The organism is Nitrospirota bacterium, assembly GCA_016180645.1.
Taxonomy (GTDB): domain Bacteria; phylum JACPQY01; class JACPQY01; order JACPQY01; family JACPQY01; genus JACPAV01.
Genome location: JACPAV010000008.1, coordinates 1 through 15,268, shown reverse-complemented (window position 1 = coordinate 15,268; position 15,268 = coordinate 1). Strand labels below are relative to the sequence as shown.

Genomic DNA, 15,268 nt, shown 5'->3' with positions numbered 1-15,268 from the left:
GGGAAGGGGATGAATAAAGGGGTAAAGCGAAAACCATCCGCCGGTTCGCGCCGCGTCAAGGACCGGGCGCTCGGACGCGAGGTCGGTTTCTCCTGGGACCGCGCAGCCGCGGATCTGCTTCCAGAGCCCATCCACGTGGCCATCGATATTCTCTCCCGCGGAGTCCGCCTCGCGGACAACCTGATCGACCTCGGGCACGACGTGGAAACCCGCCTGCGACGCAATCTCGACCGTTTCGCGGAGCGTCTCGAAGAATTGCGGATGTAGGAAACCTCTACTCACGCCTCGATCTTCTGTGAACCTGACGACAAGAGGCGGCCGCCTCAAAGTGTCAGGTTCAGAAAAGGTACTTGAGTCCGAGGATCAGATTGGAATTTTCCTTCAGATACCCGATGGGGTGGAGATCGGGGAGGGGGTCGTTCTCGCCCACCCCCAGGAGCTTTCCCGGTTTTCCGACGAAATAGGTGGCAGCGGCAAAAGCCTTCCACTGGTCGGAGAAGGTATACTCGCACCTCGGCGTCCAAAGCGACTCGCCGAAGGAGGGCAGCGCCAGAGCGCGCGCCTCGATCGTGAGGTCCTCGTCGAGAAGCATGAGGCGCGCCAACCCGATCACGGTGTAGAGGGGGTTTCGGATCAGGAGAAGGTCCACGGGGACCAGGTCGGCGCCGGACAGTTTCTGTTTCGGGAGGTCGGGGAACCAGACGCCCAGGGCTTCCAGACCGATCATCACGTGATTGCTGAAGAGCACGCGATCGCCGCCCACTCCGAACGTGAAATCCGCGCGATCGAATCGTGCAAGGTCCCGGTCATACACGGCTCTCCGGCTGGTGTATAGCGTGTCCATCCCGAGGTTGGTGTCGAGGAGGGTGGCATTGAGCGAGATCCCCGCTTCATGGTGGCGGGGAAAAGTCATCCGGAAGGGGTCCTCCATCTGGGTGATCTGAAGGAGTTCGGTCTGGCTGATGAAGGCGTCCTTGATGAACCGGACCAGGGCCGGATTCGCATCCACGGCGGGGAGATCGTCGTGCGTGTAGAAGTAGGACGCGGCGGCGCTCAGAGGATCGAGCGAGAAGGTCGCCCGTGCGCCCAGCTCGCTTGCGGAAAGATCGTCCTCCGGAAAGTCGGTGGCCTTGAAGACGCTGTTGGCGCGGTGCTGCAGCTGGGGGTCGCGGAAGATCGACTGGGGGTCGTCGCCCAGGATCAACAGCTCCCCGGGTGCCTCGACGGTGATGGTTTCGTGTTTCAGCATCGCCTGATCGCGCGCAAAGAGATCGAATCCAGCCTCGCGGAAAAAAGGGATCCAGACCCCTTCAAGCTTGAGGTCCGGCAGAGGGTAGTATTGGAGTTTCGCCGCTAGGAGCGGAAGCTTGAGTTCGTCGGAATCCGGATCGAGAAGGGTGCGGATGTCGGGCGGATTCAACGTGTCGATGGGGCTGAGCAAAAGGTTCTCGGCCCAGGTCATCGTCTGGTAGCCGATGCGCGCATCCAGGTCGCCGCGGGAGAAGTCGCCATACAACTCGTGGAGGCCGGCCTCGACCGCGCCTTCGGTCTTGGGATCCAGCCGGCGCGAGAGAAAGACGTCGTATCGCAGCTTCCCCGAAAGGACGAGGGAGGACGATTCGCCCGCATTGAGCTTCGCCTCGGCGAAGACTTTTGCGGCGTTCTGGGAGTAGTCCTCCCGTGGGGAATCGTCGCGAAGATCTCTCGATAGTGCGGTTTTCGCGTAGCCTTTCAGCCGGGCCTCCACGGCGCTTCCAGTAACGGGAAGCGCGAGCGAACCGAGGACGGCCATGAACAGGAAGCCGGCCGGCCGGAAACCGATGGCTGCGTGTGATGCCTGGAAGGGTCGATGACGGTTTCCCAATTGCGTTGCGGAGCCTTTAGGCTCCGCGGAGATCATTACCCGCGCTCAAGCGCGCGCAGGGTGAACTCGGAATCCTTGAGAGGGGCGCCCAGCTTCAGATCGCGCAGTTGCATCTGGGTGGTGTGTCCCTTCTGCACCGTTTGCATGGTGCTATCGGTGACCACCAGCGTCTGCCCCTGCTTCTCAAACTTCTGGATGGTGAACTTTTTCTTCGGCTGATCGGAACCGCTGTAGAAAAGAACCTGGACCGGGAGGAAATTGTCCTTCCGGATCCACGCGACGATCCGGTCGTAGGGCTCGTCCTCTGTTTTCGGAATGGAAGATTCAACCACGTGGCAGTCGGCGCCATCGATGGCCTCCGACCTGAGGTTCCGATGTGTTCCCTTTGAAAAATGCGAGAGTTGAATGTCGGAATAGGAAAAGTCGCTCCCCACGAAACTTCGATTGCTCTCGGCACCGGCGATGCGCCGGGTACGTTTCAACTCGGGAATGAACATGTAGATCTCGGCGTCCTTGTCTTTCTCCTTCTTCATGAGAAAAGCGGTGCCTTCGACCTCGGGCGGGGCCACAAAGCGGATCACGGCATCGCCGTCATCGCCTTGACCCCGCCGCTTGATCTGGAACTCGCGCAGTCGTTCGTTGCCTTCCTTGTCCCGGAGAACCATCTTGATCGTGGCGCTCATGTTGTCCGGAAATTCATTCTGCTTGGCTCGCTCGACGATGTGATCGACGGTAAGCTCTTCGGCGAACGCCGGGGGGAGGGTGAGCAGGCACAGAATTACGAGGAACGTGCGTGTCCACATGGCTGTCTGTACCCGTACCACAAACGCCTTCCGTGCTCAATGCTTCAATGAACCGGAGCCGTCGGCGCCGCATCCCGGCCGGAGCGGCCTTCCCCCGAAGGGGGGGGGCGGCGTCCTACCAGAAGATCCGCCTGAACCGAACGGTCGCGGCCAATTTCTTCGCAAGGGCTTCGACCCGGTCGTCGGCGCCATCCGCATAGCCTCGGAAGAGGCTCCGCGCAAGAGGGTCAGGGGAAGAAATGTCCGACGCGTGCATCCCTTTCACGATGGAGCGCGCGAGCCGGATGATTTCTTTTTCGGAGGCGGAGGAGGGAGCCGGGCCGGCGGTATACCGGGCGTCGTCGAGATCGAGGAGTCGGGTCGGGCGGTCCTGGGAAGGCATGATCACATTCATCGTATTCAAGTCGCCGTGGAGGAATCCGGCGCGGTGCAACGAGCGGACCTCCCCTCCGAGGGCGATCATGTCTTTTTCGGAGGCACGGCCCGACGCGAGCCTCTGGGAGAGCGTTTCGGCCGGCGCGATTTCCTCCGTGATGACGGCCAGGCGGACGATGAGCGGACCCGCCGGCTCTGAAACCACTCCCACAAGCCGCGCCGAGGGCAAGCCTCTTCGGTAGGCTTCCGAGTAGCGGGCGAGCAGCGCATCGACCCTCCATGGGGGATAAAGGTCCGGAAGCAAGGGCGCGAGAAGGCCGCCGCGGCATTTACGCTTGGCTCGTACGGTCCCGTTTTGCGCGGGAAACGCCAGTGCTTCTCCGCGATGCTGGTTCCATAAGGCGGGAAGGGGGATGACTTGGGCGATATCCTCCCATCCGCGACGGAGATGGAACGCCGTCGTTCCGCGTTGCAGGAGCGTGATGTCTTCTTGCATCGGCCGACCCCGGACGCGGGGCCGGTGTGAGAATACTAGGAGCGGGCGCCGGAGTCCAGAAGGTCCGCGATGGTCGGAAGCTCCTCCTTGACGCACGTGAAGATGGGCGTGTCTTTGAGGGTGTACTTGCGAACGGCGGTGGCCCGCATTTCCATCACGAGATCCAGGAAATCTCCCGGTTTGTTGGTCTCGAAGGCGACGACGAACTCCTGGTCGTCCAGCCCGAACGAATATGTCGTGTTGACCTTGACGGAGGGGTATTTGTGGCCGTACGCGAAATGGGCGTCCATCATTTTCTGCCGTTCCTCGAAGGGCAGGAGATACCAGTCGGGTGTCTTGGTGAAGGGATAAACAAAGAGATATTTGTATTGTGCCGGAATGATTTCCAGTCGGCTGGCGTGGCCGTCTTCATGGGAATGTTCCTTGACGTAGGTTGAACGGCTGGTCATGGCCAGATAGGAGTACGAAGGAGTCAGATACTTCCCCAGGCCCGTCGAAAAGATTTCAGAGGACATCTCCTGGAAATCTTCCAGACGATAGGAGATGCGCCAGAGCATGAGATCGCAATCGGCCCTAATCCCAACCGTGGAATACGAATAGACCATCATGCGTTTGTCCCAGCGGCCGCACACGCCGAGGAACTCCTGCTTTCCCTTCTTGCGCTGGGCGGGCGGAAGCCTTCGAAAAGCGGGGTCCAACCGAAGGAACCTGAAGTTGACGTACTGCCTCCTGGTCTCGGGCGATGCGGGTGCTTTCGTGGATTCGGGGCCGGTCATTCGGGGAGTGTATTTAAGATTACCTCATGAGTCAACAAAGCAGTCTCTCAGTGGGCGCGGACGTTCCCGAATCTCTCGATGTGCAGGCGCGGCGAGAAGCCGTACCCCGAACGTTCGCACATGCGCCGGACATGGGTATAGGCGATCTCGATGTCGGGTTGGGTTGTGACCTGCGGCATCAGGAGGATAAGCCGCGGATCAATGGGAAGTGTGCGGGAGAGAAAATCGATTTCATCCAGATCACGGTCGGCCTCCACCACGAACTTGAATTGGATCCGGTTGGTCAATTCGAGCGTCGAAGCTCCATTTGCGCCTGCGTGAGCGATAAACATCTTAAGCGCATCCGCGTTGAGCCGGAGACGATCATGCCAATGGATGGGTGCGGAATCGCCGTTCGATGATGATGGCGGCTGGGGCACGGAGCCGCGGAGCTTCGGACTGACTGAGAACAAGTCGGCTTGAGCTGGATAGAATATAGTACCGTTAGTCTCGATGGTTACATGGATTCCCTCATGCCTTAGATCGGAACTGATCGAGGCGAGATCGTGGGCTTGGAGGAAGGGCTCTCCACCGGTGATGACCGCGTGGCGAATGCCCTTCGTTCGGCACAGGTCCAGGACCTCTTGGAGCACGAGAGACGTGTCACGGGTCACGAATTCGGGCTCCCAGCTTGTGTAGGGGGTGTCGCACCACCGGCAGCGGAGGTTGCAGAAGCTGGTTCGAACGAAGACGGACGGCTTGCCGGCCAGTTTTCCTTCGCCCTGGATGGAGGCGAAGATCTCGCTGATTTTCACCCCGCTACCCCCTGCATCGCTTGCCTCGGTAGGCGCAGTCTTTAGGCTGCGTCTTCAAGCGCAGGCTAAAGCCTGCGGCTACCGGAGTGATCCCCACGCCGGATCCGGCAGGCCCGCTTCCTCGAAGCCCTTTCGCCGGAGGATGCAGGAGTCGCAGGCCCCACAGGCGGCGCCGGTCGGGGCAGGGTCGTAGCAACTGTGAGTGAGCGAGAAATCGACGCCGAGCCCGCTTCCGCGGCGGATGATCTCAGCCTTGGAAAGCTCGATGAGCGGCGCATGGACGCGAAAGATGGCCCCCTCTACGCCGGCCTTCGTGGCCACGGCGGCGAGGCTTTCGAACTGGCGGACGAATTCCGCGCGGCAATCGGGGTAGCCGCTGTAGTCCAGAGCATTGACTCCGATAAAGATGTCGCGCGCACCGAGCGTTTCCGCCCAGCCCAGAGCCACGGAGAGAAAAATCGTATTCCGGGCGGGGACGTAGGTGACCGGGATGCCGGAGCGGATCGTCTTGTCGTCGCGATTCTTCGGAACGGGGATATCCGCCGTGAGCGCCGAGCCGCCGATGCCCCTGAGATCGAACTTCACCACGAGATGTTCCACCGCGCCCATCGCCGCCGCCACCTTCCTGGCCGCTTCAATCTCCACGGCGTGGCGCTGTCCGTAGTCGAACGTCAGCGCGTAGGGAAGGTAGTTTTTCCCCTTGGCCACGGCGAGCGTCGTGGCCGAATCCACACCGCCGCTTAACAGCACCACGGCTTTCTTGGCCATGGAGGAAACGTTACCCCCATCCGATGTGCCTTTCAATGAGGGTAAGCGTTCAGCGGTCAGCTCTCAGCCATCAGCCCCATGCTACGGAAGGCATGGGACCGTGCAATGTCGCCGCGCTCAGGACGACGCGGCATGTGACACAGCTTCGGATCAGGAGGGGAATACAAGACACGAGCACTTCCTTCCTGTCCCGAAGCTGAAAGCTGACTGCTGATAGCTGAACGCTTGGCAATGAGCGGATTTTGACGTCGCCGGTCAAGCCGAGTAAGATCGCGCACCTATGGGCGAGAAAGTGTACATCTACGACACAACGCTCCGCGACGGCACGCAGGGCGAGGATGTGGCCTACTCCGCGGCGGACAAACTCAAGATCACGCACCTGCTGGATGAATTGGGCATCGACTACATCGAAGGGGGGTACCCCGGATCGAATCCGCGCGATATCGAGTTTTTCAAGAAGGCCCGGAAATCACGTCTGCGCCACTCCAAGCTGGTCGCCTTTGGCATGACGCACCGAATCGGTATCAAGCCCGATCGTGATCCGATGCTCAAGGCCCTCATCGGCGCGCACGTGCCCGCCCTGGCCATCGTGGGCAAGACATCGACCCTGCACGTGAGGGACGTGCTGCGTACCTCTCTGGAACGTAATCTGAACTGCATCCATCAGACCATGAAGTATCTCTCAAAGTATTCATCGGAACTTATCTTTGATGCGGAACATTTCTTCGATGGATATAAGGAGAATCCGGAGTATGTCATGGCGGCGCTGGAAGCCGCCGCATCGGGCGGCGCCCGCTGGCTCGTTCTGTGCGATACGAACGGGGGGAGCATGCCGATCGAGGTGGAGGAAGTGACCAAGGAGGTATGCGCCCGGTTCACACAGGGCGTGGGCATCCATACGCACAACGATGGGGAGCTGGCGGTGGCGAACGCGTTGGCGGCCATTCGGGCGGGCGCCACGCAGGTGCACGGGACCATCAACGGGATCGGCGAGCGGTGCGGGAATGCCAACCTGTGTTCGGTGATTCCCAATCTGGAGTTAAAAATGCGCCGTGCGACGATCGGCAGGGAGAATCTTCGTCGATTGAGAGAGGTCTCGCGAACGGTTTTCGAGCTGACCAACATGGTGCCGCCGAAGCACCAGCCGTTCGTGGGGGACGCCGCCTTCGCGCACAAGGGCGGCATGCACGTGAGCGGCGTCCGGCGGAACGTGAAATCGTATGAGCATATCGATCCGGCCCTCATCGGCAACCGCAGGCGGATTTTGGTATCGGACCTCTCGGGGAGCGGAAACATCGTCTCGAAGGCGCAGGAGTACGGCATTGACATCCATTCAAAGGACAAAGCCGTCAAGAGCCTCCTCACCGAACTGAAGCATCTCGAAAATCGCGGCTACCAGTACGAGGGCGCCGAGGGTTCGTTCGAGCTGCTCATGCGCCGGGCGATGGGGAAGGGTTCCAAGGTGTTCAAGCTGGTGGGTTTTCGCGTGATCGACGAGAAACGGAGCGAGCACGAGCCGCCCTATGCAGAGGCGACGATCATGATCGAAGTGGATGGTGAAGTGGAGCACACGGCGGCCGTGGGGAATGGTCCTGTGAATGCCTTGGACCAGGCGCTGCGGAAGGCGCTCGAAAGATTCTATCCATCCATCCGCGAAGTGGAGCTGCGCGACTACAAAGTGCGCGTCATCAGCGGGGCCGAGGGGACGGGTGCCCAAGTGCGCGTGCTGATCGAATCCGGCGACCACAAGGACACGTGGAGCACGGTGGGCGTGTCCCACAACATCATCGAGGCGTCGTGGCAGGCGCTCGTCGACAGTCTCGCCTACAAGCTCCACAAAGACCGGAAACGCGCGTAGCGTGGATCGGAACAGCGTGTTGGCGGCCTTGGCCGGGATGGGAATCCTCATCCAGGCCGCGAGCAGCGCCTTGGCATCCCACGCAGCCGTCGCGGTTGTTTCCGAAGCCGCGGGCGGCGATTGGGCCGAAATGAACTCGACGGGAAAACCAGCGGTCGTCCCGGTAGGCACCCGTCTCGACGTGAGCCCGATCCAGCCGGTTCGGGGCCTTCTCTTCTTCATGAAAATGGATCTCCGATCGGCGGGGCGCGACGATCTGTCCGCCCTCCCTGGAATCGACGGGCCCGCGGCATCGCGGATCGTGGACCTTCGCGAAGCGTTGGGCCGGCCTCTCACGTGGGGCGATATCGACCGCGTCCCGGGCATCGGCGGGAAGTCCTTGGACGTGCTGCGTCACTTCGGTGAGTTGAAATGAGGAGGCCGATGCCTCGCGGAAGGGGTCTGATCTTTGTGGTCTCGGCGCCCTCGGGAACGGGGAAGAGCACGGTGGTGAGCCGGCTTCTGCGGAAAGACCCGCGGTTGGCGCGGAGTGTCTCGTGGACCACCCGGGGGCCGCGTCCGGGCGAGAGGATCGGGCGGGACTATGAGTATGTGACACCCGCCCGGTTCCGGTCCGAGGCGCGGCGCGGCGCATTCATCGAGTGGAAGAAAGTCTTCGGCTTCTTCTACGGCACTCCCATGGGTGAAGTGAAGCGGATTTGGAAGAAAGGGAAGGACGTCGTGTGTGTGATCGACGTGAAGGGGGGGCGAGCGCTGAAGCGCCGTGATCCCTCCACGGTTCTGATTTTCATGTTCCCGCCCTCGATGAGGGAGCTTGAGCATCGGCTTCGGAATCGGGGCGCCCTGCCGGAAAAGGAGGTTCGAAAACGACTGAGGGTGGCGCGAGATGAACTTCTCCGCGCAAAGAGGTATGATTACCGCGTGACGAACAACGACATCCACGAAACGGTCGATGCCTTGCGGAGCATCGTCGCAGCCGAGCGGCAACGCGTTGGGTCCGTCCGGTCCGGGAAATGATTAATTGAAACAATGAACCCATGATTCAATTCTTTCGTCAGGAGGTTTGATGGCTCGTATTACCGTCGAGGATTGCCTCGAGAAAATCGACAACCGCTTCGAGCTGATCATCATGGCCAGCCAGCGGGTCAAGCAGCTTCTCCAAGGGCAGGCGCGCCCGCAGGTCGAGTGCGACAATAAGGAAATTGTGACGGCGCTGCGCGAGATCGCCGAAGGCGTGGTCAAGAAGCGAGTGCCGTCGCCGGAGGCCCCCGGGGAAGGTGGCACGATTTAGCGACATCCTCCAAGGCCTCGACCAGCGGTACACCCCGGACCAGCTGGATACCGTCAAGGAGGGGTTTGTCTTCGCCTCCCGCGCCCACAAGGGGCAAGTTCGCGTTTCCGGCGAACCGTATTTGAATCATCTCGTCGAAACCGCGCACATCCTGACGCAGATGAAGATGGACCCGGAGTCCATCACCGCGGCGCTCCTCCACGATACGCTGGAGGACACCCCCACCACGCCCGAACAGATTGAGCAACAGTTCGGGCGGCGAATCTTCAACATGGTGGAGAGCCTCACCAAACTGAACCGCATCGACTTCAAGAGCAAGGAGGAGAAACAGGCCGAAAACTTCCGGAAAATGATCCTCCACATCGCGCGGGACTATCGCGTTCTTCTCATCAAGCTGGCGGACCGGCTCCACAACATGCGCACGCTCGACGCTCTCCCGACCGAACGTCGAGAGAAGATCGCCGTGGAGACGACGGACATCTACGCCCCGCTGGCGCATCGGCTGGGAGTGGACTGGATTCGGCGCGAGTTGGAGGACCTCTGCTTCAAGGCCCTCAAGCCCGAGCCGTACAAAAACATCAGCCTGAAGCTGAAGAAGCTGAAGGACCAGCACGAAGCGCTCTTTTCCCAGGTGGCCGAGACGGTGTCGGTGAAGCTGCGTGAGATGAGCATCGAACATGAGTTCCAGTCCAGAATGAAGAACGTCTACAGCATTCAGAGAAAGATGGACGAGGAAGGGCTCGATTTCGAGCAGCTGTACGACATCCTGGGGTTCAGGATCATCACGCAGAATGTGAACCAATGCTATCAGGCGCTGGGACTGGTGCATTCGCTGTACACACCCATCCCCGGCCGATTCAAGGACTATTTGGCGCTCCCGAAGGCGAATCTGTACCAATCGCTCCACACCTCCGTGATCGGTCCGGCCGGCGTGCGGATGGAGGTTCAAATCCGGACGAAGGACATGCACTGGGTGGCCGAGGAGGGGATCGCAGCGCACTGGCGGTACCGGGAGGGGCGGTACGACCTGAGCAAAGAGGACGAGGCTTTCTCGTGGCTCCGGCGGCTGATCGAATGGCAGAAGTCCATCCAAGATCCTAATGAGTTCCTGGATACGTTGCGCGTAGATCTTTATGCAGACGATATTTTTGTCTTTACTCCGAAGGGAGATATCCGGCAATTTCCCAAAGGCGCCACGCCCCTCGATTTTGCCTACAGCGTCCACTCCAATCTTGGAAGCCACTGCGTGGGCGCGAAGGTGAACGGCCGGCTCGTGTCGCTCTCGCACGAGCTGAACGACGGCGATTCGGTCGAGATCATCACGAATGCCGAGCAGATGCCGTTGAAGGAGTGGCTCGATTTCGTGGTCACCGCGCGGGCTCGGAGCCATATCCGGCGGTGGGTCAAACGGGAGGAAAGGACCAAGAGCGAAGGTTTGGGGAAGGAGTTGCTGGAGAAAGAGCTGCTCAAGCGGGAGCTGACTCTGGATCAAGTCATGAACAACGGCGCCTTGACGGGCCTCCTGGCGGAACTCAAAACGGGCCAGATCGAGAGGCTCTATCAGAAGATCGGATTCGGCAAGGTCAGCGCAGGGGAGGTGGCGGACCGGGTCGTTCCCAACGTGGAGGTGAAGCGGGACCTCACGCAGAAGATCATCAGCCCCATCCAAACGATCTTCATGAGGGCGATGGGGCGTTCACCGGGCGTGGTGAAGGTCGAAGGAAAGTCGGACGTTCTCGTTCATTTCGGCCGGTGCTGCGACCCGCTGCCGGGTGAGGCCATCGTGGGATATATGGTCTACGGCAAGGGCGTGAGCATCCACTCCGCGTCGTGCGCGAACGCCCTCAAGCACGATCCGGAGCGCCGGGTGGATGTGAAGTGGGATGTCAAGGAGCGGAACGCGATGCCCGTGAAGGTGAAAGTCTTTTCTTCCGATCGCATCGGTCTCCTGGCCAAGGTAAGCAAGGTGATTTCCAAGACCAAGACGAACATTCTCTCCGCCCGGATCTACACCACGCAGGACAGCAAGGCCGTGCAGATTTTCGAATTGATGGTGTCCGATTCGGATCAGCTCCACACCGTCATCCGGGCGATTGAGAAACTGCCGGACGTCATCACCGTGGAGCGCGTCCGCGAAGCCGCCGATAATCGGTGACAGTATACTTTATTTGTTGAATTAGAGTATACTGTCACCGATTATGTGGATGAGCCGATGGATCAAGGCGTCAGGCTGATGATGGGGAGGCTGTCTCCCATCTCGCTTGCGCCGTCGCCGAGGTTGTTTGTGCTCCCCTGGCCGAGCTGCCCCGAGGCGTTCCCCCCCCAGCACTTCACGGTGTAGTTGTCCAAGAGGGCGCAGGAGAAGTTGTTCCCGCAGGCGATTCCCAAGGCCGTGCGCCCCGTGCCGAGGTCCACGGCGGAAAGGTTGTCCCCCATTTCGTTCGCCCCGTCGCCGAGGTTGTTGGTGTGGCCCAGGCCGAGTTGGCCCACATTGTTGTATCCCCAGCACTTGACGGTGGCGTTGTCCAGGAGCGCGCAGGTGTGCCGGTAGCCCAGGGAGAGCGCGGTGGCGGTCCTGCCCGTGCCCAGGCTGACCGCCGAGAGGCTGTCGCCCATCTCGCCCCCGCCGTCGCCTAGGTCGTTCGCGTGGCCCTGGCCGAGCTGGCCGGAGTCGTTGAAGCCCCAGCACTTGACGGTGCTGTTGTCCAGGATGACACAGGAGTGATCGTGCCCGGTGGCGAGGGCCGTGGCCGTCCTGCCCGTGCCAAGGCTGATCGCGGAGAGGTTGTCTCCCATCTCGCCCGCGCCGTCGCCCAGATTGTTCGCAGCGCCCGTTCCAAGCTGCCCCTGGCCGCCGAACCCCCAGCACTTGACGGTGCTGTTGTCGAGGCGCGCGCAGGTTTGGGCGCCGCCCGCCGTGATGGCCAGCGCCGTGCGGCCCGTACCGAGGCTGATGGCGGAGAGGCTGTCGCCCATCTCGCCCGCGCCGTCGCCCAGATCGTTCACGTTGCCCTGCCCAAGCGGTCCCCACGCCCCATCCCCCCAGCACTTGACGGTGGCGTTGTCCAGAAGGGCGCAGGTGTGTTCGTCGCCCGCGGCGACGGCGGTGGCCGTCCGTCCCGTTCCCAGGCTGATGGCGGTTAGGTTGTCGCCCATTTCGTTCGCGCCATCGCCCAGGCTGTTCACGTTGCCCTGACCGAGCTGACCTTGGCTGCTGGATCCCCAGCACTTCACCGTGCCGTTGTCCAGGAGCGCACAGGTGTGCTGCGATCCCGGCGCGACCGCGGTGGCGGTTCGCCCCGATCCCAGACTGACGGCCGCCAGGTTGCTCCCCATTTCGTTCGCGCCGTCGCCCAGGTCGTTCGTGCCGCCCTGGCCCAACTGACCCGTGGTATTCTTGCCCCAACATCGCACCGTGTTGTCGTTCAGGACGGCGCACATATGGAGGCCGGTGGTGCCGGGGTTGACCGACGCAAGCCTTGAAACATAGCCTCTCGTTCTCGCGTTCACCTCCGTGGTGCCGGAATCCCGGTTGCCCACGCCGTCCTCCGAGCGGGCTACGAAGAAGTATTTCGTATCGGCCGCCAAGCCCGTCACGCTGTAACTCGTGGCTCCCGCGGACGTCGTGTAGGTTGTCGTGAACGACGAACCGCACGAGCCGGTCGTGGTGGATTGGCAGATGGTGTAGACGATCGCAGACGCGGCGCTGACGCCGTCCGACGCGGCCGACCAGGAGAGGTTGATCTGGGTTGTTGAGGCGCCGGTGGCCGAGGTGAGGCCGCCGAACGTGGGGGCGGTGAGGTCGATCGTCCAAGTGGAGGTGGCCGTGCCTGTATTGCCGGCGGTATCGGTGGCCCGGACGCTTACGGTGTGGGAACCGGAGGACAGGCCGGTGTAGGTCTTCGGACTCGTGCAGGAGGAGTATCCGCCGCTGTCGATGTCGCACGTGAAGGTGGCGGATGTGTCGGTGGAGCTGAAGACAAACGTGGCGGACGTGGACCCGCTGACGGATGACGGTGTGGAACTGATCGTTGCCGTGGGCGCGGCCAGGTCGATTGTCCACGTGGCCGTGGCCGCGGAACCGGCGTTCCCCACGGTGTCTTTCGCGCGGACCGAAAAAGTGTGCGAGCCGGAAGAAAGTGGTCCAGTGATCAAGTGGGGAGAGGAACAGGAGGCATAACCGCCGGAGTCGAGGTCGCACTCGAACGTGGCGGAGGTGTCTGTGGAGCTGAAGGCAAACGTGGCGCTGGTCGAACCGCTGGCCGCCGACGGCTGAGAGCTGATGGTTACGGAGGGCCCGGTGAAGGCAGCCGTCCACGTGAACTCGGCCGGTGTCGAATCTTTGTTGTTGGCCTTGTCCACCGCCGCCACGGCGAAGTGGTACGCGCCATTCCTATCCGGCTTGGCGGTGTAAGGCGAGGCGCAGGACGCAAAGGTGCCCGTCGCGGCGGGGGTGTCCAGCTTGCACAGGAACGTGCAGGTAGCCGCAGGCTTCACGCCTGCGTCCGAAAACGCACCCGTAAAGGGTGCGGCTACCGGATCGGAGCAGGAGAAAGCAAACGTGATTTCTGTCTTGTCCAGCAACTGACCACTGGCCACTGACGACTGACCACTCACGGCGCTGAGCGCCGTGTCCGGCGGCGTCGTGTCCCCCTTTGGGGCCTGAATGGTGTATTTGAATTCCGCGGGGGTGGTGTCGCGGTTGCCCATGGAATCGGAGGCGGTCACGCGCAAGGTGAACTCGGCCGAGGCGGCGCCGAGGGCGGACGCGCCGGGCGTGGTGAGGACGAATGGAGTCGCGCAGGTCTTCGATTTGAACGCCCCCGCCGGCCCGCTCAGGTCGCAAACGTATGTGCAGTCTTGCTTGGTACAGGTGAACGTGAAGGTGATTTCTTCTCCGCTTGCGACCGACTGGCCACTGACCACTGGCGACTGGCCACTCACGGCGCTCAGCGCCGTGTCCGGCGGCGTGACATCGAGCGTCTCCACGTCGATTTTCGGCGCCTCGACCTCCATTCCCTGACCCTTCAGATCGGCGGCCGCCTTCTGCTCCAGCTTCGCGGCCATGACCGTGAAGGCCGTCTTCACCTCCTCCGCCGTGGGCTTCAGTTCCGAAGTGGGGTCGTTGGCGATCTGGACCGCCTGATCCAGCGGGAGGCCCTTCGTTACGAGTACGGCCACCTCCATAAGCGACGAAGTACCGTTGCCGTCGGAGTCTACCAGTTCGACGTCCTCCGCGTTGGGCTGCACGGAGGCCGTGCCCCCCGCTGATGTGGTAGCGGGGTCCAGCGATGCCTTGGCCTCGATCAGGGGCGTTTCCGGGCTGCTCTTTGGCCGAACGCGGAGTGTCACCAAAGGTTTCCGCATCACCGTGAAGAGATCGGGCGCCGGCTGCACCGGAGGCGGTTCTTGGGCGGCGATCAGGACCTCCGACGGAATGGTTACGGGTTTGTCGGATTCGAGTGCGAAGGTGACTTCGGCTTCTTCCTCCGGGGAAGTGCGAAGTGCGGAGCAACGTAGGGGCGGATCTTTAGATCCGCCCGATTCGGAGGGAGCATCTGAAGATGCTCCCCTACGGCGTATGGCCGATTCGGAGGGAGCATCTGAAGATGCTCCCCTACAATCTTCGGAGCCGCCGGGGGCCTGTCTCCGCACTCTCATTCCCATCGCGGACGTACTGTCCACCGACAATGTCGAGAGTACGGCCGGCATCACGCCGGACCGCACTCGAATGCCTCGTACCCCGCCTCTGACTCCGCCTCTTACACCTCCGCGCACGCCTGCCCGGACTCCCATGGAGGCGCCCGAGGCGGCCTGGATGCCGTTGACCTGCACGTCCATCGCCAGCCCGTCCGCCTCGGAGATGGTCAGGAGGGCCGCCGCCGCTTCCGGCGAGACCGGCAGGGCGGTCTGCATGGACAAGCCTCGTTCATCGGCCGTTTGGGGTCCTCGGTTGCAGGAGGGGGCAAGGAGCAGCAGGAGAGCGATGTAGGGGAGGGTCTTTAGACCCTTCAGAACGTAGGGGAGGGTCTTTAGACCCTCCCGAATAGAGGGAGCATCTGAAGATGCTCCCCTACGAATACTTCGGACATCTCCATCGCTCATGACGCATGACCCATGGCGCATGACGCTCTTGTTCATTGCGCGACCTTCCGGATGCGAAAGTTGCCGGAATCCGCGATGTAGAAATCCCCGTTCGAGTCCACGGCGACGTCTTTAGGCCAGTTCAGCATTGCCGCCGTG

The 15,268-nt window shown here is 61.7% G+C and carries 14 protein-coding genes; 6 read left to right on the top strand and 8 right to left on the bottom strand.

Annotated elements, in window-relative coordinates:
* Positions 1-9: 9 nt before the first annotated feature.
* A complete protein-coding gene (locus HYT87_06735; GenBank protein MBI2059453.1) occupies positions 10-267 on the top strand; it encodes a hypothetical protein in 258 nt (85 codons plus the stop codon).
* A gap of 70 nt (positions 268-337) precedes the next feature.
* Here HYT87_06735 and HYT87_06730 read toward each other — a convergent pair whose 3' ends face one another.
* The 6 genes from HYT87_06730 to queC all read right to left on the bottom strand — a co-directional run bounded on the left by HYT87_06730 (position 338) and on the right by queC (position 5,876).
* Positions 338-1,864, bottom strand: coding sequence for a hypothetical protein (locus tag HYT87_06730; GenBank protein MBI2059452.1), 1,527 nt, complete (start codon positions 1,862-1,864; stop codon positions 338-340).
* A gap of 35 nt (positions 1,865-1,899) precedes the next feature.
* Positions 1,900-2,667 carry an outer membrane lipoprotein-sorting protein gene (locus tag HYT87_06725; GenBank protein MBI2059451.1) on the bottom strand — a complete coding sequence of 256 codons (768 nt, stop codon included), beginning with the start codon at positions 2,665-2,667 and terminating at the stop codon, positions 1,900-1,902.
* A gap of 115 nt (positions 2,668-2,782) precedes the next feature.
* A complete protein-coding gene (locus HYT87_06720; GenBank protein MBI2059450.1) occupies positions 2,783-3,538 on the bottom strand; it encodes a hypothetical protein in 756 nt (251 codons plus the stop codon).
* 35 nt (positions 3,539-3,573) lie between these two features.
* Positions 3,574-4,314: a chlorite dismutase family protein gene (locus tag HYT87_06715; GenBank protein ID MBI2059449.1), complete on the bottom strand. Its 741-nt coding sequence runs from the start codon at positions 4,312-4,314 to the stop codon at positions 3,574-3,576.
* Positions 4,315-4,361: 47 nt separating this feature from the next.
* Complete coding sequence (locus HYT87_06710) at positions 4,362-5,108, bottom strand: 7-carboxy-7-deazaguanine synthase QueE (protein MBI2059448.1); 747 nt, start codon at positions 5,106-5,108, stop codon at positions 4,362-4,364.
* Positions 5,109-5,186: 78 nt separating this feature from the next.
* On the bottom strand, positions 5,187-5,876 hold the full coding sequence (gene queC / locus HYT87_06705) for a 7-cyano-7-deazaguanine synthase QueC (GenBank protein ID MBI2059447.1): 690 nt from the start codon (positions 5,874-5,876) through the stop codon (positions 5,187-5,189).
* 280 nt (positions 5,877-6,156) lie between these two features.
* Between queC and HYT87_06700 the strand changes: the two genes are divergently transcribed.
* From HYT87_06700 to HYT87_06680, 5 genes are read left to right on the top strand one after another with little or no spacing between them, the layout of a single operon-like run.
* Positions 6,157-7,734, top strand: a complete 1,578-nt coding sequence (locus HYT87_06700) for a citramalate synthase (protein ID MBI2059446.1) — start codon at positions 6,157-6,159, stop codon at positions 7,732-7,734.
* A 1-nt stretch (position 7,735) separates the two neighbouring features.
* A complete protein-coding gene (locus HYT87_06695; protein MBI2059445.1) occupies positions 7,736-8,149 on the top strand; it encodes a hypothetical protein in 414 nt (137 codons plus the stop codon).
* Between the two features lie 8 nt (positions 8,150-8,157).
* A complete protein-coding gene (gmk, locus tag HYT87_06690; protein MBI2059444.1) occupies positions 8,158-8,751 on the top strand; it encodes a guanylate kinase in 594 nt (197 codons plus the stop codon).
* Positions 8,752-8,800: 49 nt separating this feature from the next.
* A complete protein-coding gene (locus tag HYT87_06685; GenBank protein MBI2059443.1) occupies positions 8,801-9,025 on the top strand; it encodes a DNA-directed RNA polymerase subunit omega in 225 nt (74 codons plus the stop codon).
* A complete protein-coding gene (locus HYT87_06680; protein ID MBI2059442.1) occupies positions 9,012-11,180 on the top strand; it encodes a bifunctional (p)ppGpp synthetase/guanosine-3',5'-bis(diphosphate) 3'-pyrophosphohydrolase in 2,169 nt (722 codons plus the stop codon). The genes HYT87_06685 and HYT87_06680 overlap by 14 nt, the downstream gene beginning before the upstream one ends.
* A gap of 62 nt (positions 11,181-11,242) precedes the next feature.
* Here HYT87_06680 and HYT87_06675 read toward each other — a convergent pair whose 3' ends face one another.
* Positions 11,243-15,166, bottom strand: coding sequence for a hypothetical protein (locus HYT87_06675; protein ID MBI2059441.1), 3,924 nt, complete (start codon positions 15,164-15,166; stop codon positions 11,243-11,245).
* Positions 15,163-15,268: hypothetical protein (locus HYT87_06670; protein ID MBI2059440.1), on the bottom strand; the 106-nt coding region annotated here is incomplete at its 5' end. The genes HYT87_06670 and HYT87_06675, both read right to left, overlap by 4 nt.